Here is a 23,805-nt window from a genome sequence, read left to right on the forward strand (position 1 = left end):
ATGACCTGGTTAACCGCCGTCCAGCCTGCCCTGGAAGACCCCGCCATTGAGCAAAATCTCCGTCAGTTCCTGCTGGTGCTGTCGGTGTCTTTGGGTGTCGCGACGCTATCGCGAGTCCTCAGCTGGTTTCGCAATATTCCCTATACGCTGCTGCTGCTGCTGGTCGGGCTCGGACTCGCGGTCTTAGATGTGCGGCTGGTCAATCTGTCGCCCGAGCTGATTTTGTTTATCTTCCTGCCGCCGCTGCTGTTTGAAGCGGCCTGGAATATTAAGTGGAGCAATTTGCGGCGCGACCTAGTGCCAATTTGCCTATTCGCGATCGTCGGCGTGATGATCTGCGTCGGCGGGCTAGTGCTGGGGCTGCTCCAGTTTGCCACCGACTCGCTGGCGGTAGCGCTGCTGGTCGGGGCCAGCCTATCGGCGACGGATCCGGTGTCGGTGGTGGCGCTGTTTCGAGAGCTCGGAGTCGATAAGCGGCTGACGACGCTGATGGAAGGCGAAAGCCTATTCAACGACGGGGTCGCGGTGGTTGCTTTCAATCTGCTGCTGGGGATTGCCCTGGGCTACGAGCAGTTTGACCTTTCGGTGACGGTGGCGCGGTTTCTGGTGTTTGTCGGCGTCGGCGTCAGCATCGGCGGCCTAATTGGCTTTGGCATTTCGTTTTTAACCCAGCGGTTTGACCTGCCCCTAGTGGAGCAGTCGCTTACCCTGGTCTCGGCCTATGGCACTTACCTGGTGGCTGAAGAGCTGGGCGGCTCCGGCGTAATTGCGGTGGTCACGACCGGGCTAATTCTGGGTAACTTTGGCTCCCGGATTGGCATGAACCCGCGCACCCGGCTGGTGGTGTCGGAATTTTGGGATTTTCTAGCCTTTTTCGTCAACTCGATTGTGTTTCTGCTAATCGGCGACCAGGTCAAGTTTGACGGCCTGATTGAGCATCTGGACTCGATTGGAATCGCGATCGCGACCATCATCATCGCCCGGGCGGTCAGCATTTTTGGCCTGGGCTTCCTGAGCAATCAGGCGGTCGAGTCGGATCTTTCCTGGCAGGGGCAGACGCTGCTCTGGTGGGGCGGGCTGCGCGGATCGGTTTCAGTGGCGCTGGCGCTGAGCGTGCCGGTGGCCCTAGCCGAGCGGGAAGAAATTATCGCCGTGGTCTTTGGCGTCATGCTGTTTACCCTGCTGGTGCAGGGGCTAACCACTAAACCACTGCTGGCCTGGTTGAATCTGCTGGGCGACCAGCCGCTGCGGCAGGAGTACGTTCAGCTAATTGCCCATCGGGTAGCGCTGAATCGCGTTCTGGACCGGCTGCGGCAGCTGATCCAGCGGCAAGAAGTGGATGAGGAATATGCCAAGTATCAGATTGCCCTAGTCGAAGGGCAGCTGGAGGAGCTGCAGGACGACGTACAGCAGCTGACGCGGCAGAACCCAGAAATACTGACCTTTGCGGCGGAACAGGTGCGGGATGAGCTGATGGCGATTGAGTCGGATACCTACGCCGAGTTTATTCGCGCCGGTCAGCTCAAGGACGAACTCTCACCACTTTTGCCCAATGTCCTGCCAGAAAAAGGGGCGGCTGCTTAGTTGGGCTGGTTTTTGATAGGCGTTTACGGGGGCGTTGACAGGCGTTTACTAGGGGTCTGCGGGGCGGCTGCGGGGCACTACAGCTTGTCTTTTGTTTCAGGAGCGACTTCAATCCCCTGGGTGCGCTTGGCGATGGACTGATCGGTGATCAGGTCTTCGATTTCTTTGACCTCGACGCCCATATGGTCCGCTGCCTGCTTCAGCGCGGTCATAAATTTTTCCAGGTCGCTGCCATAGCCGCACTGTTCAGCCGCGACCCGACTTCCCTGGGGCGCGTTTGCTTTAGCACAGTCGATCAGATCTAAACCTTCTAAGGGTTTTGAAGCAGCCATAGAGAAACCAAATATTACAGCGGGTGGGAGCAGTGCTAGCGCAGCTAATCAAATTTTAACTACATTTAGGATCGGCTCACCAACCAGCCTTATTTTAGTACAGCTGGCGGTACCCCCTGAGCATTCTCTCTTAGCTAACCTATGACTTCAATCCTAAATCCCCGGGCGCAGTTGCTCCAGACTATCAGTGAAGGACTGCGGCCTGGGCAGCGCGAGCTGGCTGACTGGAGCGGTGGGCCGCTGGCGGTGTCGGCGGTGCCGGGTTCGGGAAAATCCACCGGGATGGCGGCGGCGGCCGCGATCGCGATCGCCCGCCATCAGCTCCACGCCCGCCGTCAGCTGGTGCTAGTCACCTTTACCCGCTCTGCCGCCGCCAATCTCAAGGCCAAAGTGCGGCAGCATCTACGCCAGCTCAACCTGCCGCTAACCAGCTTTACCGTCCAGACGCTGCACGGGCTGGCGCTCAACATCGCCACCCGTAATCCCGAAATTTCGGGAATCAGCTTAGAAACGACAACGCTAATTTCGCCCAACCAGGGCCATCGCCTGATTCGCGCCGCCGTAGAGCAGTGGCTTGGGCTCAGCCCCGTTCTGTATCACCGGCTGATCGAAGGCCGCCAGTTCGACGGCGAAGCGGCCGAACGGCTGCGGCGGCAGTCGGTTTTACGGACGGAGGTGCTGCCGAGCCTGGCCTATACGGTGATTCACGAAGCCAAAAGCTCGGGCTTGCTGCCATCCGACCTGGCGACGCTGGCGCAAAATTTTACCCAGCGGCTGAGCGACGATGTGGAGGACTACCAGGTGCTCGCGATCGCGGCGGGCCTCTACGAGCGCTACCAGGCGCTGCTAGGGGAGCGCAGCCTGATTGACTACGACGATATGATTTTAGCGGCGCTGCGGGTGCTGGCCGATGATGACATTCGGCGGCTGTGGCAGACTCGCGTTTTTGCTATTTTTGAAGACGAAGCCCAGGATTCTTCGCCCCTGCAAACGCAGCTGCTGGAGGTGCTCGCCGCCGATCCTGAAGGTTTGGCCCCGGCGAACCTGTTGCGGGTGGGCGATCCGAACCAGGCGATTAACTCCACCTTTACCCCAGCGGACCCGGTCTTTTTCAACCAGTTCTGCGATCGCTGCCAGCAGCAGGGCCGTCTGGCGACCATTGAGCAGGCCGGTCGAAGTACGGAGCGGATTATGGCGGCGGCGAACTTTGCCCTAGACTGGATGAATCGCTCTGGCCTCAGCGGCGGCGAGCAGCCCTTCCGACCGCAGGCGATTGTGCCGGTGGGGCCAGACGACCCGCAGCCCCAGGCCAATCCGGCACCGCTGGGCCAAGGGGTAGAGCTGGCCCGACCCGAGCAGGTGACGGATACCGTGAAGCGGATTGCAGCGCGGGTAATGGAGCTATTTCAAGCGGAGCCGAACCTGAGTATGGCCGTGCTGGTGCGAGAGAATCGGCAGGGTCGATTTCTCCGCGCTCTGCTGGAAGACCCGGAGCGGCTGGGATTCGACTTTAGCCACGGGCCGCCGATCTATGACGTGGGGCAGCGCGATCGCAACAATCAAATTCCTACCGAAATGCTGGCCCTGCTGCAGTTCATCGAGCGACCCCATTCGCCCGATGCGTTGAAGGCAGCTTTGCGCGTGCTGGTCAGCCGCGATCTCCTGCCCAAGCAAGACCTCAACCCGCTGACCCCAACCCCAGAGCAGTTTCTCTACCCCGGCCCGCTGGAACCGCCGCTCCAGGCAGAACCGGCAATCCAGGCTCGGCGCTACTGTACGGGGCTGCTGCGATCGCGGCTAGAGCTGCCACCCTATCAGCTGATTCCCTTTCTAGGGCTGACCCTGAGCTATAACCAGAGCGAACTCGCTACCGCCGATAAGCTCGCCGCTCGGATTGCTCAGCAAACGGCGGAAGACAGCAGCCTGGCAGCGATGCTCCAGGCGCTGCAAGAAATTGTCGGCAGCGAGCAGTTCAGCCCGATCGAGGCGGAAGATACCGAATCTCAGTACATGCGACCTGGCCAGCTGACCATCATCACCATGCATAAGGCTAAGGGCCTCGACTGGGACGCGGTCTTTCTCCCCTTCCTACATGAGCGGATGATTCCCGGCAAAGTCTGGATTCCGCCGCAGATGGAGTTTTTGGGAGATTTTGACCTTGCCGAAGTGGCCCGCGCCCAGCTCCGCGCCCATATTCACGCCGAGCATCAGTCCCAGGCCCAGCCCATCCCCGATATCTGGGACGCCTGGCAGCAGGCGGGCAATCTCAAAAAGGCAGAAGAATTTCGCCTACTCTATGTCGCTATGACCCGGGCCAAACGCCTGCTGTGGATGTCTGCCGCTAAGCAAGCTCCCTTCAGCTGGAGCAATCCTGACAATTTACAGGCCGCCGAACCCTGCCCGCTGCTGCCAGCCCTCCAGCGATCGCTTAAGTCCTGAATCTGGCGACGTCAGCTGGTTAACTGAACAACGGGGAAGTTTTTTTGTTTTCATTGCTACTGGCCATAGTGTTTGGGAATGCTGAGGCCGTAGTCAGAAGCAGATGTATTAGCAAGGAAAGCATTTTTCACTCGCATGTCTAGCCAAAACCCGTACCATCAAACACTCATCCCCATGGGTCTATTCCTGATCCTGACGGTCACGGCCTGTGGAGGATCTCCAAATGCCGTCGATGCAAATAGTGAACCCGCTAGCTTGGATCCGAAGACAGAGGTTTCCGAAACGGCATCAGCAGATGCGGCTAATGGTGCAGAAGGCGCTGTCGCCACAAATTCGGCAGAAGTAACGCTGACTCTAGCTGGGGACGGCGTTCGAGCAACCAACGCTCAGACTGGGGAAACTCAAGATGTAGCGTTTGAATCTGATATTGCTCTAGCCCAAACAGCCGTCGCTGCCGCTCTGGAAGAATCCGCCGAGATGGGTACGAATGCTGAATGTGGTGCTGGGCCAATGACGTTTGCGACCTACCCAAATGGCTTTACCTTAAATGCTATGCAAGATCAGTTTGTTGGCTGGAGTGTTCGTGACGAGATGGGAAGTGCGGAGCTGACGACGGCTGAAGGGATTCGCGTTGGTAAGACGCTCGCAGAGTTAGAAAAGGCCTATCAGGTTGAAGTTTTTGAAAGTTCTTTGGGAACAGAGTTTAATGCGGAGGATCAGCTATTCGGACTGCTTTCCTCGAATCAGCCGGATGCTGTCATCACCTATCTCTGGGCTGGAATAGGCTGCAATTTCCGGTAGTGAGAGCAGATTGATTTGCCAGAGAATCTATAAAGATGTCGGCATCAAAGCCGCCAGAGTGAGACAACTGACTAGGATTTGGCTGCAAGGGGCGATGGGCGAGTGCCGGATTATTCATAGCAGAAGACAGAACCGAAGCTCACTCAACTGGCCATAGTCTACTTTTATCAGTGGTCTGGAAACTGGTCGAAACTGCCTTGTGATAGACCCGATCGCAGCGGTCAGTCTCCACACCATTTGCCGCCACATAGCCATTTTGCTCATACAGCGCCACCGCCTGCTTGAGCACGCTGGCGGTTTCTATCCAGACCTCTTCAAAGCCTTTTTCGACAGCGGCGGCTTCGAGCTGGCTAAGTAAAAACCGACCCAGCTGCTGACCCCGAGCTTCTGGTAGGAGATACATCTTGCGAATTTCAGCTGCTTTTTCGCCCCGAGCAATCGGGTAGTAGCCACCCGTTCCCACAATCTGCCCCTGGGACTCAACTACCCAAAATTCGCCGCCGGTCGCCCAGTAGTATTTTTCGACCTCGACCGCATCTCGATCGGTACATTGGCCGCAGTCAACTTCCCAACCCAGGCCATACTCTGCCAGCACCGAGCGGATGACGTTAGCGGCGGCGGCGCGATCGCGCTCCTGCCAGTCTCGAATTAGAAACCCTTTGAAGGAAGTTGATTTAGTCACACGCTGACCATACGCAGACATCCGAATGAAGAACCGAATCAGTTACCCTCATTGTACTGGTCAGTACTGATAGTCAAAACTACGCTCGGCACCTCCGGCATCAGGCTAAAAATCGGTAACCGTTCAGGGAGTAATGAGAGAATCGGGGTTTTAGGCTATAAAATTGGGTGTGCCCTAGAGGTAATAACTTTGGAGTAAGGATGTGCCGCACTCCGCGCTGCGCATCCTTACTTTTTAGGGCTATCCATCGTTAAACACTCTTGCCAGCTAACGCCGCCATCACCGGTGACAAAATCGCAGCGAAGCGGAGATTTTGGCATCCGGTGCATGGCCTTGTTAGAACCGACATTCCGCAGGTTGACAGGGAATAAAAAATGTGGGGTTAGTCTAGGCTAGAAAACGTTCCTTCTGGCGGTAGCGACTTCCCTTGCAGATTGAGAATCTAGACCATCTGGGCTTAGTAGCCGGACTCATTGATGAACTTGGCCTAGTAGAGCTGACCGATGAGCAGATTGAGCCCCATTGCTTGGAGCACGTCAGTGCTGGCCAAGTGGTGAAAGCAATGATTTTGAACGCACTAGGCTTTCTCAGTGCACCGTTGTATCTGTTCAGCGAATTTTTCGAAAGTAAAGCGGTCTCTCACTTATTGGGAGCGGAGGTCGAGGCTCATCACTTGAATGATGACCGTTTGGGTCGTGTCTTAGATGAACTCTACGCGGCGGGCACCACCTCATTTTTTCTGAAGGTGGCCCTGCAGGCAGTCAAACGCTTTGAAATTGACATTCAGCAGCGCCATCTCGATGCCACCTCTATTTCGGTGCAGGGTGAGTATCCGCCCCCCTGCGAAGCCGGAGCGGAAGCCAGGCCTGAGTTGAAGCCCTCCAGTGAGACCCTGGCAGAACCGACTCCCCTGCGGCTCTGTCGCGGGTATTCCCGAGACCATCGTCCGGATTTGAAACAGTTTTTGATGACCCTGGTGTGTGCTGCCGATGGCGGCGTGCCGTTGTGGTTGCAGGTGGCCAGCGGCAATGAACATGACACTCAGCAGTTTGCCAGGGTGATGAAAGCGTTTGGAGACCAGTGGACCAGCGATGGCATCTTTGTCATGGATGCGGCCTTCTATAGCGAGCCTAATTTGCAGCAGGTAGGCTCGCTGGGCTGGTTATCGCGGGTGCCGCTGACGCTGAGCGCGGCTCAAGACCTGGTGCACTGCGAGGTTACAACGCTGGTTGAGGTGCCCACAGGCCGCAAGGATTACCGAATGTGGGAGGTAGAGCAGACCTATGGCGAGGTGCCCCAGCGCTGGATACTAGTGGAAAGCCAGACCCGCAAAGCCAATGCCGCCCTCTGGCAACCCGAATTAGACAAGCTCGAGAGCCGGCTCAATCGCCAGCTGAAATCGCTTACTCAGCAGGTGTTTGCCTGTAAACCCGATGCCCTAGAGGCCTTGATGCAGTTTCAAGATGGCCTAGAGATACATCAACTCACTCAGGTTTCCGTCCAGAGCGTGCGAGCCAAGCGCCCCCCCGGTCGTCCGGCCAAATCCGCCGAACTTACCCCGGTGCAGGGCTATCGGCTGCAGGCCACGCTAGCGCGTACCGCCACGGCTGAAGACACCTTAAGCCGTCAGCGCAGTCGCTTCATTCTCGCCACCAATCAACTCGACAAAACCCTTTGGCCAGCTCCAAAGTGCTTGAGCGAATACAAAGGGCAACAGTCCGTAGAACGAGGGTTTCGCTTCCTCAAAGACCCGCTCTTCTTTGCCAGTAGCGTCTTTGTCAAAAAGCCGCAGCGCGTCGAAGCCTTGGCTCTCATCATGGCCCTTACCCTGATGGTCTATACCCTCGCCGAACGGAAACTGCGACAGGCTCTGGCAGCCCAGCACCAAACCGTGCACGACCAACGCAAACAGCCCACCGCCAAGCCGACCTTCCGCTGGATTATGCAGAAGTTTCAAGGCATCCACTGGGTCACCCTGGACGGGCAACGGCTGATTAGCAATCTGAATGATGAGCGGCGGTTGATTATTCACCTCTTGGGACCACCCGTTGAACGCTATTATCATGCATCCGGTTAATTATTTGTCAACCTGCGGAATGTAGGTTAGAACCTATTCTTCGTCCACTGAGTCATCCGCTGTTACTTGTGGTAACTCGTAGTCACGGCCATCAATTACATGATCAAACTCTCTCCAGGCTTCCTTTAGAGCATGGTTTGATTCTTTTAGGTCACTTCTCGCCCCAACAATCTCACTAACCAACCTTTTTTGCGTATCGATGTTTTCTGGAAAACAAATCTCCAGACTCTCAAAATCGCCTACCTGGGTCCTGCGTCTATTGCTATGTCCAGTCGTGATAGCTCGAAATGCCCTTTGGTAGTACCGACTTCTCAACAAGCAAGATAGGAAATCAGGGTCTATTCGTTCATCTACCACTTGGTATATGGGGAACTCTTTAGTAACTAATGCACCATTGAAGTCAGTTGGCACCACCGATATACAACCTTTCCAGAGGTCAATCCCAGAAAAAACGACATCGCCGGCAGTAGCTGCATACCAAATTGAAGAGCTATCACCAAAGTACATGCCCAGCCACTCAGGAGGATTGTTTCCCTTGCCGGCTTCACGCGGTCGAATGTCTCCAGTTTGAGACAAAGTCATTACAACTACTGGCTCATCGGGATAATCCTCGGGATGAACGATATTTTCTCGACGAACCATGACCTCGGAGATAGGAACCTTGATCCATCCCTCAGGAACATGGCTCTGCTCCTCCTTCTTAAAGAGAAAATATTTTGGGTCCATTCTGTGGCTGCAGTGTGCTTCCCACATATCAAGGACGTCAATTGACATGCAGTCAGGAAGCTCCGAGCCGTCGTAGCCCTCACTATTCTCTGAGAACCTTAAATACTCACCGTATATGGTGCCTTGCTGATCATCCTCTAGTCGTCCATCCTGATGTGCTTTGTATAGATCATTTTTTGCGCTAAGAACGCCGGTTGTTGTGTAGCCAACATTGATGGCCTCCGCCAGAAAAACATGATACCGGATACCATTTAACGCTGCGCGGATAGCTATATCTTCATCAACCCCTGACGCCACCTCCCTGTCAAAAACTCTATCAAAACGAGCTTTTTCTTCTAATGAGAATTTTCTGAAGAATAAGATAGATGTTTTATTCTGCGCACCAGATTTCCTAAAAGCATGATCAGGGAGTGAAACAATCGCTTCTATTTGTCCGTTTTTAACGAGAAACCTTCTAGTTTTCGGACAATTAGAAAGTTCTCCATGGTTGTTGAATAGACCGTCAGGAAGAATCAAGCCGAACCTACCATTGGGCTCAAGGAAATCTACACAACGCTCAATTATCGCATGCTCTGATGGGACTTTAGACCTGCCATCCGCCACTTGAAAGTTTTCTAGTGTGTTGCTTCCAAGTAAGTCGTCATCACCGTCAGCTACTTCGTCTCCAAACGGTGGATTTCCTACGACCTTTGTAAATTTGTTTCCGAATGGCGACAGTCTAGTTAGATTAAAACGTTGATCGAGACAACTCCTATCACCTTCGATATTTGTATGACCGTCATGATGTAATAATAGGTTTATTTTACAAATTCTGGCCAATATCTCATGTATTTCAATACCAAAAACTTTGTGGAGAGCAAAGTCATTTTTATAACGGGATAGCTCTGCTCGGCCTGCATACTTAATGTCAAGCGAGTGCCAAACTTGCAGCAAGACCTCTAGCAGGAAACCACCACTGCCAGATGTGGGGTCAATAACGTAATCATTATTGTCGATGTCAAGCATAGCAACCGTAAACCTGGCGAGTTGGCGCATAGTAAAATACTGCCCTAGCTCACCTCGGAAAACAGATCCAAAAAAGCTTTCAAATGCTGCTCCAATACTATCGGCAGAAGCATCTGTGATGCTTACCGCTTGCAGCACTTTCACCACTTCAAATATTTTGCCATCAGACAATTCGAGCTTTGTACCTTCAGGAAAGATAGTGCGGTCATTTCTACACGCCTGCTCAAATAGAGAATGAATCTTAGTTGCAACGGAAGCTGTGGTCTCGCTGCTCCCAACTTGAAATTGCCTAGGGGCATCATTCGGTGTGGTTCGCTCATCCTCCACCTTTGCAAAAAGCAACTTGCTCCATTGATCAAAAGCGGTCAGCGGGTCTCTCTTCCCGCCTGCCCAAATAATGGAGTGGGCTCGTTTTATTTTTGCTTCTAACTGCCTGGCGCTGACCGGAGCAATATCGTTATTTCCAGGGCCAGCTATGTAGGTAAACTCAGAAACCTCACCATATTGTTCCGGAAGATGTCGCCTACTCCCTTTGATATTCTCCGCTCGCTCACCCGCTGGATAATTCTGAACATCAAAAACGGTAGAATTCTCATAATCCTCGTAAAGACCGAATTCTGCTCTCAAGGAGTTAGAGTTGCCAAAAAGCTGCTCTACTCCCTGCGCTACGTTCGTTGCGTTTTGGCCCGTCGATTTGCATTCAACAACAATATAGGGGGTTCTGCATGCGTCCTCTTTGTAAACGACAATATCCGCCCAGTCGTTTGGTGTTCGCCTCGGGACCTTCACTTCAGTTTTTATTCGAGTGGCAGGATAGCCCTTCTCAAGCACGAGAAAGCTGATAGTGAAAGCTCTTACCCACTCTTCGGGATCAGACCATACGTATTTCTTACGCTGTTTGACATTATAGGTGATCGAGTTCCCGTCTATCTCGATGATACCCCGTGCCAACGCCTTGATTATAAGTTCATTTCCTTCTGCTTCTTGCTTCGAGTACATGGTAACCTTTTTTTTCGGAGTGCAATGCTCTGAATCCTATATTCACCCGAACCTCGAGTCAAATCCTATTTCAGAGCGTGGCACTCTAAAAAAATAAATTCGGTAGTTTGCAGGATAGCTAGGCGGATGAGGGAGGGTTCTAACGCCTGAGTTGAGGGGCTTTTGTGGAGCGTAGCGCGAAGCGCGTAGCGGAACAAAAGTCCCTCTCCAACGATTTGTTGGGCGGCAATTTCGCCGACTCGTACTGTTGCTGGAGATTATCCAATTGAACTCTTCCTTTTTTCGAGCCGATAACGCAAGAACGTTTTATCTGCGACCTCTAATTGCCCATTTTTACGGAAGCCTAACCGCAGCAAGCCTTTAATATTCTTCCTCGTGGGCGGGAGCAGCACCGTGACCGCCTCGAAACCCATTTCTCCAAAAGCTCGACGAATTATTTCGCTGTAGAGGATTTTCCCTAATCCCCAATGATCCGGGTGCAGTACTAATCCCAAGTCAGCTTCCCCGTTCTCGCGTTGTAATCCACCCCAGCCGACAAACTGACCATCAACGACAAACGCCCAGGGACCGTAACCATCTTCTTTCCATAGCCGTTCTTTTGCAGCAATAAATTCCTCGCACTCGCTTTCCCCGAAACAACTGGTTGCCAAAGGCATATGCCGCCGCACCAACGGATTATTCATTAGTTCGATAATGTCAGAGCTATCGACTTCCGTTAGCCGCTTAAATTCAGTAGTCATCACTGTTCACTTTGCCGCCCAACTATTGATTAGAGGGAAAGTTTCCACCTAAGATCCCAACACGGGTAAATAGGTGGAAATGTTTCAGCCTAAGATCCTTTCTGGGGTAAATAGGTGGAATTACGTCCGCCTAAGATCCCGATACAGGTAAATAGGCGGAATGTTTCAGTATAATCAGCCCTCCGGTTCTAGGTCGCATCTGCTTAAGATTTATTTGTCATCTTTTTTCAGGTGCCTCCCAATGCCGGCAGAGCCTCGTTCCAAAAAGTTACTCGACCAGGTTCGAGACGCTGTTCGCCTAAAGCATTATTCGTATCGCACGGAGCAAACCTATGTGCAGTGGATTCGTCGCTACATCCTGTTTCATAGCAAGCGCCATCCCCAAGAGATGGGTGTCCCCCACATTGAAGCCTTTCTTACCCATCTAGCCGTTCAAGGGCAGGTTTGCGGCCTCCACTCAGAATCAGGCATTGAGTGCCCTGCTCTTCTTGTATCGACTGGTTTTGCAGATGCCCCTGGACGATCGGATTGATGCTATTCGAGCAAAGCCTTCGCGTAAGCTTCCAACCGTTTTAACCCCTGAAGAAGTGCGGGCAGTGATTCAGCAAATGTCAGGGGTGCATCGACTAATTGTGCAGTTGCTCTATGGTAGTGGCTTGCGCTTGCGGGAGGCGATGCAGCTCCGCATCAAGGATTTGGATTTTCCTCAGTCTCAGGTCGTTGTGCGAGACGCTAAGGGTCAGGAAAGCCGAGTCACGATGTTACCTAGCAGCGTGCAGACAGCGCTTAAGGAACACCTCCAGCAGGTCAAGCGCATCCATCAGCAAGATTTAAGTCAGGGATATGGAGCAGTCACTCTACCCTTTGCGTTAGCTCGAAAGTATCCGAATGCCAATCGTCAGTGGATTTGGCAGTTTGTCTTTCCCGCCTCCTTGCGATGTAAAGATCCTCGCAGTGGAGCGATTGTCCGCTTTCACCTGCATGAAAGCGGATTGCAAAAGGCTGTAAAGCAAGCTGTGCGAAATGCTGGAGTAGAAAAACGAGTCGGCTGCCACACCTTTCGCCATAGCTTTGCGACCCACCTATTGGAAAGTGGCTACGATATCCGCACGATTCAAGAGTTGCTGGGGCACAAAGATGTTAAGACCACAATGATTTATACCAAAGGTATTTCAGAGCACGAGACAACATTGTCAGGTCTGAAATGCCTTTGAATGTCCTCAATCGTGGTGGGCGTGGAGTGCGGAGCCCTCTGGATATCTAGCCGAATAGATTCGTATAGGTTATCTGAGTCGGATTTAAGCCCTGCTCTCCAGCAATTTCGTTGACCGTTTTGAGTCCTTCAATGGCTTCGAAGACGATCTCAACGTTGAGTTCTGCACTGTATCGTTTGCGCTGTATGAGTTTTATTGCTCAGCATTTTCAAGCGGGTATCGATTAGCTATGTACCCGAGGTTCAGGATGTAAGGTAGCGAGCAGCTCGCTTTCCACAGTCGCCAGCTCTTGCAGCCGCTGATTGACCTCATCGGTTTCAAAATAGGTGGTCGCTAACACCCAGTAAGCGCCGTAGTGGCGGGCTTCTGACGACATCAGGCTGCGGTAGAAGCTGGCGAGTTCGGGGGCTGGGCAGTGGTCGGCAAGGAGGCCCAAGCGCTCATGGCTGCGGGCCTCGATCAGGGCTGAGACCAGCAGCATGTCTAGCATCCGGCAAGGCTCATCCCGCCGTACCTGAGCCTTGAGCCCAGCGCCGTAGGGTGACGGGGCCAGCGGCCCCAGCGGGATGCCGCGCCGGTCTAGCCACTGGTTGACCTGCTCAAAATGGCTGAGTTCTTCTTGAGCAATGGCGGTTAGCGATCGCACCAGCGCCGCGCTAGAGGGATAGCGAAACATGAGATTGAGCGCTACCCCGGCTGCCTTGCGTTCGCAGTGGGAATGGTCGAGCAGCACAGTGTCGAGGTTAGCGACGGCCTGGTCAATCCAGTCGGGGCGGGTAGGCGACTGGAGGAAGCGGATGGTTTGAGGGCGAGTCGCGGTAGTCATCAAAAATGGGCTAAACGTCGCTGTCCCATTTTAGACCGGTTTGTCAGGCTGACGGCGCAGCTGGGTGACCAGCGCATCCAGGCCGAGCCGATAGCTGTCAGCCCCAAATCCGCAGATTTGCCCCACCGCGACCGGGGCAATGTAGGAGTGGTGGCGGAAGGTTTCGCGCTGGTGAATATTGCTGAGATGCACCTCAACCGTGGGTAGAGCCACCGCCGAGATCGCGTCGCGGATGGCCACGCTGGTGTGGGTATAGGCCCCCGGATTGATCAAAATACCCTGGTGGAGATCCAGCGATGCCTGAATCCGGTCCACCAGGGTACCTTCGTGATTGGATTGAAAAATTTCAAGCTGGGCATTCAACCGTTCTGCTTGGGAACGGAGAGCCGTGTTGATGTCGTCTAGCGTTAGCAGGCCATAAACCCCCGGCTCGCGCCGCCCCAATAGGTTGAGGTTAGGACCGTGCAAGACCAGCAAGCTGAGCAATGACAGGCTCCGAATTAGCGTCGGCGCTCGTCTACCGGCAACGGGATCGGCTCGCGCTCAGGCTCAGACTGGGGACCAAATAGGGCATCCATAATCCTATCTACCCATTCTCCAAGTCTTTCTAGAGCCTTTTCGATGTAATCCATCAGCCGGGTTACTCCTTCTCTTTTCTGCTGAGTCCGCTTTCCCATCTAAAACCCGTCCCAAACACGGTATAGATGAGGATAATCTAGCTTGCCCAGAACGAAGATATAGACAACTTATGTATTTATAATAACGAATTGCCGGGAATGGTCAAGAACGCATTAGTCATATAAATTAAAATTAATCATTCTACCGCTAGATAGAATTTCACTGCGATCCCCGAACCTTTCATTGGCCGCAGGTTAGAGCTAGGTCGGCGTAAACACATCTAAAAGCGTTCGGCGAAGAAAATCCAGCGCGCTGCAGGCGCTGATGTAACGAATCCAGTCGCGATCGCCATAGCCGCCGAACTGCCGCTCCAGGCTCTGCACAGCCGAGCCATCGGCCAGACCGATATACACTAGCCCCACCGGCTTGGCCGCCGTACCGCCATCGGGGCCAGCAATCCCGGTAATGCTGAGGCCCCAGTCGGTGCCCATGCGCTCGCGCACGCCCAGGGCCATCTGTTCAGCCACCTCCGCGCTGACCGCGCCGACGGTCGCCAGCGTTTGGGGATTGACCCCGAGCCAGTTTTCCTTAATCCGATTGTCATAGGAGATGATGCCGCCCCAAAAGTAGCTGGAGCTGCCGGGTACGGCGGTAATCATCTGCCCCAGGCCGCCGCCGGTGCAGGATTCGGCGACGCTGAGAGTCTGCTGCCGAGCCTTGAGCAGTCCGACGACGACTGAAGCTAGCGTATCGTCGTCCTGGCCGTAGCAATCGACGCTAGTAATGTGCCGCAGCTCGGCTTCGATCGGGGCAATCAGGCTAGCCGCCTGCTCGGGAGAGGCCGCGCGGGCTGAAATCCGCAGCTTCACCTCGCCGCCCCCGGCATAGGGCGCTACCGTCGGATTCTCCAGCTCAAAGAAAGGGGCCACCTTCTCAGCCAGACTCGACTCGCCAATCCCCCAAAATTTTAGCGTCCGGCTGTGGATGATACTGCTGGACCAGCCTTTAGCTTCCAGGTAGGGAGCGGCAGTGGTTTCCCACATCGCCTGCATTTCCCTCGGTACGCCGGGGAAGGTCATCACCAGCAGCCCTGGGCGCGGTTCCCAAATCAGGCCCGGAGCCGTGCCTCCCTGGTTTGGCAGCACCTCGGCTCCGGCAGGCAGCAGCGCCTGCTTGCGATTGTTCGCCGTCATCGTCCGGCCCCGCTGGGCAAACTTTTGCTCGATGTCGGCAATCAGCTCGGGTCGCTCCACCAGGGGCACACCGAAGAATTCGGCCAGGGCCGCCACCGTCAGGTCGTCCGGGGTGGGACCCAGGCCGCCGGTCAGCAGCAGCAGCCGCGATCGCTCGCAGGCAATCGCCACCGCCCGCTGTAATCGCAGTGAATTGTCACCAACGACGGTTTGATAGTAGTGCGGAATGCCCAGCTGAGCGAGCTGCTGGGCCAGATACTGAGCGTTGCTGTTGAGGATATCGCCCAGCAGCAGCTCTGTCCCTACGCAGATAATCTCGGCGCTCGCGTCCATGCGATTTCTAGCTGATACGTTAATAACGGATATGGCTCGATATTAGTCCATTTCAGGCGACCAGGGCCGATGCTCCGGTAGCCCAGTAGCAAATTAGCAGGGTCGCTTGACAGTTTGTGAGAATTCCAATGGCGCAGATAAGCTTTAAGCCGTCTCATCAAACAATTAGATGGATTGGGCCGTGGCTCCTGGGCGGACTCCTCTATCGCAGCGTCATCGCCTGGGCAATGCCGCCGGGGTTTGATGAAGCCTACTACTACCTCTACACTCGCCATCTTGACTGGAGCTACTTTGACCATCCGCTGATGGTGGCGCTGACCAGCGGCTTTGGCCTCTGGCTGACGGGAATGGTGTCGCCGCTAACGCTGCGGCTGGGCGCTCTGGGGCTGTTTACCGGCAGCCTGTATCTGCTGTACCGAACCGGGCAGCGACTGCTGGGAGAATCTGCCGGGCGGTGGAGTTTAGCGATCGCGAGTCTAATCCCAATTTTCTTCCTGGCGCTGGGCACCTTCGCCGCGCCGGACAACGGGCTAATTTTCTTCTGGACGGCGGTGCTCTGGGTATCGGCCTGCGAGTTTTTCCCCAGTGGCCCCTATCGTCCGACGGCTAGGATTGTTCTGATTGGATTACTGCTGGGGCTGGCCTGCCTGAGCAAGTATCACGGCTTTGTTTTCGGGCTGAGCCTGGTGGGTTTCTGCGCAACTAGCCCAGAGCATCGGCGGGCGCTGCGATCGCCCTGGACGGCTCTAAGCCTGCTGCTGTTTGGCCTGGTGCTGCTGCCCCTGCTGTACTGGAATGCGACCCACGGCTGGATTTCGTTTCGATTTCATCTGTCCAGCCGATTTGATAGTTCTCTCACCTCGACCTATTCGCTGTCCAATCTGCTGGGCGTATTAGCGGCGGAGCTGGGCTACCTGTTTCCAACCCTGGGACTGCCGCTGTGGTGGGTGAGCGTTCGAGAGACCCTGGCGCAGCTGCGGCGGATGGTGGCAGTCAAACCGCACAAGCCCGACCCGCTTCTGGCTCAGAAACGGTTTTTGCTCTGGTGCGGCCTGCCCACGGCGGTGGGGTTTACCCTGCTGGGCGGGCTGACGCCGATCTATCCGGCCTGGCCGACGCCGGGGCTGTGGAGCCTGACGCCGCTGCTGGGTCAGACGGTGGGGGAATGGCAGGCGCGATCGCGGCCCGCCGTCCGGCGCTGGCTCGGCGGCAGCGGTCTTGCCATTGGCAGCCTGCTGCTGTTTGCGCTATTACATATCACTTTGGGCACGCTGCAAAAGCCCAGCCAGTATGCCCTGTTCGGCGGCCTGATTGCGCCCCAGGCCGATCCTTCGACGACGCTGATCGACGTCATGCAGCTGCGGCAGCGGCTGATAGAAGATAGTGAGGTGAGAAGCGCGATCGCGGCGGCGGACTTCCTGGTAACGCCGGAATTTTGGCTGAGTGGCTATGTGGCGATCGCGGTTGAACCGCTGACAGAGGCACCGGTGATGGCCTTTAGTCAGGACCCGCGCGGCCATGCCCTGTGGTTTCAACCAGCGGACTGGCTGGGACAGGATGCGATTTTTATCAGCATTGCCGACTTTTCCCAGGCTGAGACGATTGAAACCTATCAGCCCTACTTTGAAACATTTAAAGAAATTGCTCAGGTGAAGACCCGGCGCGGCGGTGCTGTAAGTGAGGTCTTTTATCTCTATCGCGCCGCCAACCTGGTCAAAGCCTATGAATACCCTTACTGATGGGCCCAGATCGAGCAGGTTGGGTTAAGTCCACGAAACCCAACCGCGACACAAGTTTCGTTGGGTTAGCGAATGCGCAACCCCAACCTACGGCTGATGGTGTCTTGCTAGCGGGCGTGGCGCAGGGCTCGCCAGCCGGTGTAGCTGAGCAGCGCGGTCGAACCCAGGGCGTAGACGATGCCGCTGGGCATACCCGAGAAGGCTAGGGCCAGGCTGCCGACCCACAGCGTCAGGGCATAGATAAACAGCACCGTAAACCGGTGGGAAAAACCTGCCTGAAGCAGCCGGTGATGCAGATGGCGCTTATCGGCGACAAAGGGCGACAGGCCCTGACGCATCCGCAGCAGGATGACTGCCGACATGTCTAAAATCGGTACGGCCAAAATCAGGTAGGGCAGCAGCACCGCCGCCGTCGTCACTCCCTTAACCAGGCCAATCACGCCGACCCCGGCCAGAGTAAAGCCCATATAGTAGGCCCCGCCGTCGCCCATAAAGATCTGAGCCGGGTTGAAGTTGTAGCGCAAGAAGCCCAGCGCTCCGCCCGCCAGGGCTGCTGCCACCAGGGCGGCGGCGGGCTGATTCATAAACAGACTGACCACCAGCATGACCACTGCTGCAATTCCCGAAACGCCAGCCGCCAGACCGTCGAGCCCATCAATCCAGTTGATCGCGTTAGCCATACCGACCAGCCAAACGACCGTCACCGGCAGGCTGAGCAGCCCCGGCAGCTGCACTAGGCCAAAAAAGGGAATGGTCAAGAATTCAATATCTACGCCGACCTTCCAGGCCAGGCCGGCAGCCACCGACTGCATCACCAGCCGACTAATCGCTGACAGGCCAAACAGATCATCGAGCAGGCCAATCAGAAAAAAGACCAGCCCGCCAATCGTCACGCCCCAAATCTCGTATTCCGCCACCGGGTCGAGGGCATCGCCTGCAGCGTCAATAAAGCCACCCGAGGCCCAAACGGTGAGCAGCGCCACCAGCGTCCCCAAAAAAATAGAAACTCCACCCAGGCGCACCATGGGCTGCTGATGAACTTTGCGGCCTCCCGGTAAATCGACGCGACCGCTGTGGAGACCAATTCTTTTAACAATGGGCGTCGTGATCAGGACGACAATGGCCGAGAGGATAAAGGCAAGCAGATGGTACGGCTGAAGCATCTGAACTGACTCTATAGAGGTTGACAGGGCCTGCCGTCGAGCAACGAAGCCAAAGGATTAAAGTCGTTTAGGCCAATTTTGGGCCGTAAATCAGGGTCGAGGCCAGAGCCGGTCGGTGCAGATAATCTGGAGGATGCGGATAGCTGTACAGACATAAAAACTCCATCCAGAGAACGATAGACCTAGCCCGGTTCGGCGCTAGTATACCTCGGTTATTCTCTAGATGGAATACTGAATTTAAGCGGTCTTCTGTCTCCAATACCCGGTTCCAAAGGCCGAGGTTGTGTCGGCCAAACGCGAGCCTAGACCAGGGCAGGCGCGGCGGCGGCGTTCAGATGCGGATACAGGGGGAAGCGGCGGCAGAGGTCGGCGACGCGATCGCGGCAGTTCACCATCGTCACCTCATCCTCAGGGCTGAGCAGACAGTCGGCAATAATGTTGGCAATTTCTACGAACTCGCTCTGGCCCATGCCCCGGGTGGTCATCGCCGGAGAGCCCAGCCGCAGGCCGCTGGTGACAAAGGGCGACTCGGGGTCGAAGGGTACCGTATTCTTATTGGCGGTAATGTGTACCTGGCTAACCAGCGCATCCGCCCGCTTACCGGTCATGCCGATGCAGCGCAAATCTACTAAAACAAGATGGTTGTCGGTGCCATCTGAGACAATTTTGAAGCCCCGCTGCTGGAGCTGCTGAGCCAGCGCCTGGGCATTCTGAATCACCTGAGCCGAATAGGTTTTGAACTCGGGCCGGAGGGCTTCCCCAAAGGCGACGGCTTTGGCTGCAATCACCTGCTCCAGTGGTCCGCCCTGGCTGCCCGGGAAGACGGCCTTGTCAAATCTTTTGCCCAGCTCCGGGTCGGCGGTCATGATCAGGCCGCCGCGCGGGCCGCGCAGGGTTTTGTGGGTGGTGGTGGTAACTACGTGACAGTGAGGCAGCGGGCTGGGATGGCAGTCTGCCGCGACCAGACCGGCGATGTGGGCAATGTCGGCCATCAGGTAGGCGCCGACTTCATCCGCGATCGCGCGGAAGCGGTCGAAGTGAATGGTGCGGGGATAGGCCGAATAGCCGCAGATAATCAGCTTCGGCTGATGCTTCAGGGCTAGCTGCCGAATCGCTTCATAGTCCAGCTGCTCGGTCTCCGGGTCAACGCCGTACTGGGCTACGTTGAACCATTTGCCCGAAACATTCACCGGCGAACCGTGGGTGAGGTGCCCGCCGTGGGAGAGATCCATGCCCAAAATCGTGTCGCCGGGTTCCAGCAGCGCCAGAAACACGGCGAAGTTGGCCTGGGCGCCCGAATGGGGCTGCACGTTGGCGTGGGCGGCGCCAAATAGCCGTTTGACTCGATCAATGGCCAGCTGTTCAGCCTGATCGACAAACTCGCAGCCGCCGTAGTAGCGCTTGCCGGGCAGCCCTTCCGCATACTTATTCGTCAGCACGGAGCCCTGGGCCGCCAGAACCGCCGCGGAGGTAAAGTTTTCGCTGGCAATCAGCTCTAGGTGGTCCTGCTGACGCTGGAGCTCGCGCCCAATGATCGCGGTCAGCTCGGGGTCAGACTGTTGCAAAAAGTCAAAGTTGGTTCTCATACGCTTTTGGGTATCTAGGGCAGGTGTCTGGGCGATTCGCTTGCAGATCTCTATCATATGCGGTTTCGCTCAGCCGTTTAATCGTGACTATCGAAGTTAAAGCTCGGCTCGATCAGGCCACCGCGCTGACAGGAAGTCGATAGTTTCGCCAAAATGTAAGGCTTTGAAACCTATAATGAAAAACTGAGACCATTGACAAAGCAAGTGAGGAATTGAGTTTAGATGCGAGTTGCGATCGCAGGAGCCGGTTTAGCGGGGCTGGCCTGCGCTAAATATTTGGCCGATGCTGGCCACATCCCCATTGTGGTCGAGAGTCGAGACGTGCTGGGTGGGCTGGTGGCGGCCTGGCAAGACGAACAGGGCGACTGGTACGAAACGGGACTCCATGCCTTTTTTGGGGCCTATCCCAATATGCTTCAGCTGATGCGAGAGCTGGGAATTGAAGACCGCCTGCAGTGGAAGCAGCACACGCTGATTTTCAACCAGCCCGAAAAGCCAGGCACCTATTCCCGCTTTGACGTGCCCAACATTCCGGCCCCGTTCAACGTGATCACTTCGATCATTCGGAACAACGACATGCTGACCTGGGAGCAAAAGCTACGGTTTGCCGTGGGACTGCTGCCCGCCGTCGTGCGCGGTCAGAAATATGTTGAAGCGATGGATCGCTACTCACTGCTGGAATGGCTGCAGCGGCAGGGGGTCGATGAGCGGGTGAGCAGCGATATCTTCATCGCGGCCTGCAAGGCGCTGACCTTTATCAACCCGGATGAAGTCTCGGCGACAATTCCGCTGACGGCGATCAATCGCTTTATGCAAGAGCGCTACGGGTCTAAGATTGCGTTTCTGGATGGTTCCCCCACCGAGCGGCTGTGTCAGCCAATCGTCGATTACTTTACCGAACGCGGTGGCGAAGTTCACCTGAATGCGCCGCTGAAGAAAATCAGACTGAACCCAGACGGCACCGTGAAGCATTTCCTGATTCGCGGCCTGAACGGGGTCGCCGACTGGGAACTCGCAGCCGATATCTACGTTTCGGCAATGTCGGTGGATGTGCTCAAGGTGCTACTGCCCCAGTCCTGGCGGGAGATTGACTTTTTCGCCAAGCTGGAAGGGCTAGAGGGTGTGCCGGTGATCAATGTGCATCTGTGGTTTGACCGCAAGCTGACCGATATTGACCATCTGCTGTTCTCGCGTTCTGAGCTGCTGAGCGTGTATGCCGACATGAGTAATACCTGCCGGGCCTACGCCAATGACGAGCGCTCCATGCTAGAGCTGGTGCTGGCTCCGGCTAAGGATTGGATTGAGCGGTCGGAGGCGGAGATTGTCGAGGCGACGATGCAGGAGCTAAAGCGGCTCTTCCCGCAGCATTTCGACGCTGACCATCCGGCTCAGCTGCTGAAATCGAAAGTGGTCAAGACACCCCGCTCGGTTTATACGGCCAGCCCGGGGCGGCAGGCCAACCGTCCCACCCAGGCGACACCGATCGAAAACTTCTACCTGGCGGGGAGCTATACCCTGCAGCGCTATCTCGGCAGTATGGAAGGGGCCGTCCTTTCCGGTAAGCTGGCAGCAGAGGCGATTCAACAGGCGCCGCCCGTGGCCAACAAGCCGCTAGCCGCGATCGCCTCGTGAGTCGCCCAGTCAGATCGCTCAGCCACATTGCTCAGCTAATAATTGGCCGAGTCAATAGTAAACTGACAAATTAACCCGTCAGCTTCGTCCAAGTTTCCAGTTTGAGGCATTAATGCTGCAACTGACTCAATCCCCCTCTGCCCGCGTACTGGCGTCTCTCGAAGAGTCGTACGAGCGCTGCCGGCAAATTACCGCGAAATATTCCAAGACGTTTTACCTCGGGACGCGGTTAATGCCAGAGGCCAAGCGACGCGCAATCTGGGCGATCTACGTCTGGTGTCGGCGGACGGACGAGCTGATTGACGGGCCACAGAGCGAGTTTACGACGGAAGAAACCCTGGACGACTGGGCCGCTCACCTCGAATCGCTATTTCAGGGACAGCCGCTGGACGACCTGGATGTGGCCTTAGTCGATACGCTTCAGCGCTTTCCGCTAGATATGCAGCCCTTTTGCGACATGATCGAAGGCCAGCGGATGGACCTGCATCGGTCGCGCTACGAGACGTTTGAAGAGCTCCAGCTCTACTGCTATCGGGTGGCGGGAACGGTAGGCCTGATGTCTACTGTTGTGATGGGAATTGACCCAGCGGTGAATACAGCCCCTTGGATGCAGGCTCAGCCGCTGCCCAACCCAGCGGAGGAAGCGATCGCGCTAGGCATTGCTAACCAGCTCACTAATATTCTGCGCGACATCGGCGAAGATGCCCAGCGAGGACGGATCTACCTACCGCTAGAAGACCTGGAGCGCTTTAACTACAGTGAGCAAGACCTGTTTGACAACGTCATTGACGACCGCTGGCGGGCGCTGATGCAGTTTCAAATCCAACGCGCCCACCGGTTTTACGAATCGGCAGAAAGCGGTATCAGCGTCCTCAGTCCCGATGCTCGCTGGCCTGTATGGTCGGCACTGATCCTCTATCGAAAAATTTTGGATGTGATCGTCGAAAACGACTACGACGTTTTCAATCGGCGAGCCTTTGTTCCTAAGGTGCGCAAGGCGCTCTGTCTACCCAAGGCGCTGCTGCGAGCCCGCGTTTCGTAGGGGGATTGCTTTGAGTCTGATTAATCTTCGTTTTCCGAAAAGCAAAAAGGGGACTGTCTGTAGAGAGTCCCCTTTTTGCTTCAAACCCTATCCCAGGCGAGCCGACACAGCTAGGAAGCAGTCGTTTGGGTCGCCAGCATTTCCTTGAGCTTGGCCAGATCCTGCGCCCAGCGCGGATCGGGCTGCGCTGCCGCAGCGCTATCTGCGGGGCTTGACGAGCTGCTGCGCCGATCGCTGCCTTTCTTACTGCTGCGCCGACTACCGCCGCGATCGCTACTTTCGCTGCTATCACTGCGGGGCATAGCTTTTTCAACCTTCAGGGCCGAATCTTGAACCGTATGCCCGTTATATTTTTCAACTAGGGCATCGGCGACTTCTTCGGTTTTGGCAGTGACAAAGCCAAACCCCCGACATTTGCCGGTTTTGCGGTCGGCAATTAGTTTAATTGAAACCAAATTTTCTGACTCTTCAGCAAAAACGGCTTCAAACTCTTCCCGCTCTAAATCCTTTGGCAAATTACCCACGTACAGACGAATTGACATTTAGATACCTCTAACTTTTGTTTCAAAAATGGAGCTTGGACGGCTCATTGACTAAGGGCTGACAGACAACGTTGGGTGCGAAGCTTCTGTTCAAAGCTGCGGACAATTCTCTATCTGATTTCACCCTAGCTGAGGGCTTTTTTTGAGTACCTGAGTCATTGTTCCAATCGCAAAAGACAGGCTTAAACAACTGACAACCCAACTCGAGTGAGCCTTACAGCGCACGTTTGAGGTCGCGACTCAGCCCTCAATCAGTAAGACCGCTGTAAAGCAACCCGCCCAATTAGAAACTCTTATGCTGCTTAAATGCTTTTCCAAAGTAAACATTCATACCTTTAATTAAGGTATCACGCCCGCTGACTCCAGACTAGGGCAAAAAGGCAGATCTTTATTTATCCTATTTGAGGATGCATGACCCACGGAAAAGTTGCCCAAACCCCCTCTGAGCTATTGGAATTGAGAATCAAATTCCAAAGCGAATCAAACCAAAGCAGCCAAAGCAATCAACGATATAGCTTCAAGAATCAGCCCG

18 protein-coding genes and 2 pseudogenes are annotated in these 23,805 nt (G+C 55.3%); 8 read left to right on the forward strand and 12 right to left on the reverse strand.

The window, feature by feature from the left end; all coding sequences use genetic code 11:
* A complete protein-coding gene (locus IQ241_RS09865; RefSeq protein WP_193906532.1) occupies positions 1-1,584 on the forward strand; it encodes a cation:proton antiporter in 1,584 nt (527 codons plus the stop codon).
* A gap of 77 nt (positions 1,585-1,661) precedes the next feature.
* Here IQ241_RS09865 and IQ241_RS09870 read toward each other — a convergent pair whose 3' ends face one another.
* Positions 1,662-1,916, reverse strand: a complete 255-nt coding sequence (locus tag IQ241_RS09870; protein ID WP_193906534.1) for a hypothetical protein — start codon at positions 1,914-1,916, stop codon at positions 1,662-1,664.
* A 141-nt stretch (positions 1,917-2,057) separates the two neighbouring features.
* Between IQ241_RS09870 and IQ241_RS09875 the strand changes: the two genes are divergently transcribed.
* Together IQ241_RS09875 and IQ241_RS09880 are read left to right on the forward strand one after the other, a co-directional pair.
* Positions 2,058-4,355, forward strand: coding sequence for an ATP-dependent helicase (locus IQ241_RS09875; RefSeq protein ID WP_193906536.1), 2,298 nt, complete (start codon positions 2,058-2,060; stop codon positions 4,353-4,355).
* Positions 4,356-4,490: 135 nt separating this feature from the next.
* Positions 4,491-5,156 carry a hypothetical protein gene (locus tag IQ241_RS09880; RefSeq protein WP_193906538.1) on the forward strand — a complete coding sequence of 222 codons (666 nt, stop codon included), beginning with the start codon at positions 4,491-4,493 and terminating at the stop codon, positions 5,154-5,156.
* 139 nt (positions 5,157-5,295) lie between these two features.
* Here IQ241_RS09880 and IQ241_RS09885 read toward each other — a convergent pair whose 3' ends face one another.
* Entirely contained in the window at positions 5,296-5,838 is a 543-nt protein-coding gene (locus IQ241_RS09885) for a GNAT family N-acetyltransferase (protein WP_322743618.1), read from the reverse strand.
* A 427-nt stretch (positions 5,839-6,265) separates the two neighbouring features.
* Here IQ241_RS09885 and IQ241_RS09890 point away from each other — a divergent pair, with 427 nt between their 5' ends.
* A complete protein-coding gene (locus IQ241_RS09890) occupies positions 6,266-7,915 on the forward strand; it encodes an IS1634 family transposase (RefSeq protein ID WP_193906541.1) in 1,650 nt (549 codons plus the stop codon).
* Between the two features lie 33 nt (positions 7,916-7,948).
* Here IQ241_RS09890 and IQ241_RS09895 read toward each other — a convergent pair whose 3' ends face one another.
* Together IQ241_RS09895 and IQ241_RS09900 are read right to left on the reverse strand one after the other, a co-directional pair.
* Positions 7,949-10,645: an N-6 DNA methylase gene (locus tag IQ241_RS09895; RefSeq protein ID WP_193906543.1), complete on the reverse strand. Its 2,697-nt coding sequence runs from the start codon at positions 10,643-10,645 to the stop codon at positions 7,949-7,951.
* A gap of 257 nt (positions 10,646-10,902) precedes the next feature.
* Entirely contained in the window at positions 10,903-11,385 is a 483-nt protein-coding gene (locus tag IQ241_RS09900; protein ID WP_193906545.1) for a GNAT family N-acetyltransferase, read from the reverse strand.
* Between the two features lie 241 nt (positions 11,386-11,626).
* On the opposite strand from IQ241_RS09900, the pseudogene IQ241_RS09905 reads away from it, so the two are divergent.
* Positions 11,627-12,649, forward strand: a pseudogene (locus tag IQ241_RS09905) (integron integrase).
* 20 nt (positions 12,650-12,669) lie between these two features.
* On the opposite strand, the pseudogene IQ241_RS09910 reads toward IQ241_RS09905, so the two are convergent.
* The 5 genes and pseudogenes from IQ241_RS09910 to IQ241_RS09930 form a co-directional block, all read right to left on the reverse strand.
* Positions 12,670-12,795 (reverse strand): annotated as a pseudogene (locus tag IQ241_RS09910) (transposase); the annotation flags it as partial.
* Positions 12,796-12,822: 27 nt separating this feature from the next.
* Complete coding sequence (gene miaE, locus IQ241_RS09915; RefSeq protein ID WP_193906547.1) at positions 12,823-13,425, reverse strand: tRNA-(ms[2]io[6]A)-hydroxylase; 603 nt, start codon at positions 13,423-13,425, stop codon at positions 12,823-12,825.
* A gap of 30 nt (positions 13,426-13,455) precedes the next feature.
* Complete coding sequence (gene aroQ, locus IQ241_RS09920; protein WP_390622448.1) at positions 13,456-13,917, reverse strand: type II 3-dehydroquinate dehydratase; 462 nt, start codon at positions 13,915-13,917, stop codon at positions 13,456-13,458.
* An 8-nt stretch (positions 13,918-13,925) separates the two neighbouring features.
* Positions 13,926-14,102, reverse strand: a complete 177-nt coding sequence (locus IQ241_RS09925) for a hypothetical protein (RefSeq protein ID WP_193906670.1) — start codon at positions 14,100-14,102, stop codon at positions 13,926-13,928.
* Between the two features lie 201 nt (positions 14,103-14,303).
* Entirely contained in the window at positions 14,304-15,569 is a 1,266-nt protein-coding gene (locus IQ241_RS09930; RefSeq protein WP_193906551.1) for a competence/damage-inducible protein A, read from the reverse strand.
* Positions 15,570-15,697: 128 nt separating this feature from the next.
* On the opposite strand from IQ241_RS09930, the gene IQ241_RS09935 reads away from it, so the two are divergent.
* Positions 15,698-17,308, forward strand: coding sequence for an ArnT family glycosyltransferase (locus tag IQ241_RS09935; RefSeq protein WP_193906553.1), 1,611 nt, complete (start codon positions 15,698-15,700; stop codon positions 17,306-17,308).
* 107 nt (positions 17,309-17,415) lie between these two features.
* Here IQ241_RS09935 and IQ241_RS09940 read toward each other — a convergent pair whose 3' ends face one another.
* Together IQ241_RS09940 and glyA are read right to left on the reverse strand one after the other, a co-directional pair.
* Positions 17,416-18,471 (reverse strand): glycosyltransferase family 4 protein, encoded by a 1,056-nt coding sequence (locus tag IQ241_RS09940; RefSeq protein WP_193906554.1) that lies wholly within the window; start codon positions 18,469-18,471, stop codon positions 17,416-17,418.
* Positions 18,472-18,773: 302 nt separating this feature from the next.
* Positions 18,774-20,057 carry a serine hydroxymethyltransferase gene (glyA, locus tag IQ241_RS09945; protein ID WP_193906556.1) on the reverse strand — a complete coding sequence of 428 codons (1,284 nt, stop codon included), beginning with the start codon at positions 20,055-20,057 and terminating at the stop codon, positions 18,774-18,776.
* Positions 20,058-20,279: 222 nt separating this feature from the next.
* Between glyA and pds the strand changes: the two genes are divergently transcribed.
* Positions 20,280-21,689 (forward strand): 15-cis-phytoene desaturase, encoded by a 1,410-nt coding sequence (pds, locus tag IQ241_RS09950; protein WP_193906558.1) that lies wholly within the window; start codon positions 20,280-20,282, stop codon positions 21,687-21,689.
* Between the two features lie 112 nt (positions 21,690-21,801).
* Complete coding sequence (gene crtB, locus IQ241_RS09955; RefSeq protein WP_193906560.1) at positions 21,802-22,731, forward strand: 15-cis-phytoene synthase CrtB; 930 nt, start codon at positions 21,802-21,804, stop codon at positions 22,729-22,731.
* Between the two features lie 110 nt (positions 22,732-22,841).
* Here the strand turns inward: crtB and IQ241_RS09960 are convergent, their stop codons facing one another.
* The gene (locus tag IQ241_RS09960) at positions 22,842-23,273 is read right to left on the reverse strand and encodes an RNA recognition motif domain-containing protein (protein WP_193906562.1); all 432 of its coding nucleotides are present in this window, start codon (positions 23,271-23,273) and stop codon (positions 22,842-22,844) included.
* Positions 23,274-23,805 lie beyond the last annotated feature (532 nt).

It is taken from the genome of Vasconcelosia minhoensis LEGE 07310 (assembly GCF_015207255.1).
Taxonomy (GTDB): Bacteria; Cyanobacteriota; Cyanobacteriia; order Phormidesmidales; family Phormidesmidaceae; genus Vasconcelosia; species Vasconcelosia minhoensis.

What these genes read in the sequence shown, in the direction of transcription:
- IQ241_RS09865 (WP_193906532.1), top strand. Translation starts at nt 1, where the DNA reads ATGACCTGGTTAACCGCCGTCCAGCCTGCCCTGGAAGACCCCGCCATT.
- IQ241_RS09870 (WP_193906534.1), bottom strand. Translation starts at nt 1,916, where the DNA reads ATGGCTGCTTCAAAACCCTTAGAAGGTTTAGATCTGATCGACTGTGCT.
- IQ241_RS09875 (WP_193906536.1), top strand. Translation starts at nt 2,058, where the DNA reads ATGACTTCAATCCTAAATCCCCGGGCGCAGTTGCTCCAGACTATCAGT.
- IQ241_RS09880 (WP_193906538.1), top strand. Translation starts at nt 4,491, where the DNA reads ATGTCTAGCCAAAACCCGTACCATCAAACACTCATCCCCATGGGTCTA.
- IQ241_RS09895 (WP_193906543.1), bottom strand. Translation starts at nt 10,645, where the DNA reads ATGTACTCGAAGCAAGAAGCAGAAGGAAATGAACTTATAATCAAGGCG.
- IQ241_RS09900 (WP_193906545.1), bottom strand. Translation starts at nt 11,385, where the DNA reads ATGACTACTGAATTTAAGCGGCTAACGGAAGTCGATAGCTCTGACATT.
- miaE (WP_193906547.1), bottom strand. Translation starts at nt 13,425, where the DNA reads ATGACTACCGCGACTCGCCCTCAAACCATCCGCTTCCTCCAGTCGCCT.
- IQ241_RS09925 (WP_193906670.1), bottom strand. Translation starts at nt 14,102, where the DNA reads ATGGGAAAGCGGACTCAGCAGAAAAGAGAAGGAGTAACCCGGCTGATG.
- IQ241_RS09930 (WP_193906551.1), bottom strand. Translation starts at nt 15,569, where the DNA reads ATGGACGCGAGCGCCGAGATTATCTGCGTAGGGACAGAGCTGCTGCTG.
- IQ241_RS09935 (WP_193906553.1), top strand. Translation starts at nt 15,698, where the DNA reads ATGGCGCAGATAAGCTTTAAGCCGTCTCATCAAACAATTAGATGGATT.
- IQ241_RS09940 (WP_193906554.1), bottom strand. Translation starts at nt 18,471, where the DNA reads ATGCTTCAGCCGTACCATCTGCTTGCCTTTATCCTCTCGGCCATTGTC.
- glyA (WP_193906556.1), bottom strand. Translation starts at nt 20,057, where the DNA reads ATGAGAACCAACTTTGACTTTTTGCAACAGTCTGACCCCGAGCTGACC.
- pds (WP_193906558.1), top strand. Translation starts at nt 20,280, where the DNA reads ATGCGAGTTGCGATCGCAGGAGCCGGTTTAGCGGGGCTGGCCTGCGCT.
- crtB (WP_193906560.1), top strand. Translation starts at nt 21,802, where the DNA reads ATGCTGCAACTGACTCAATCCCCCTCTGCCCGCGTACTGGCGTCTCTC.
- IQ241_RS09960 (WP_193906562.1), bottom strand. Translation starts at nt 23,273, where the DNA reads ATGTCAATTCGTCTGTACGTGGGTAATTTGCCAAAGGATTTAGAGCGG.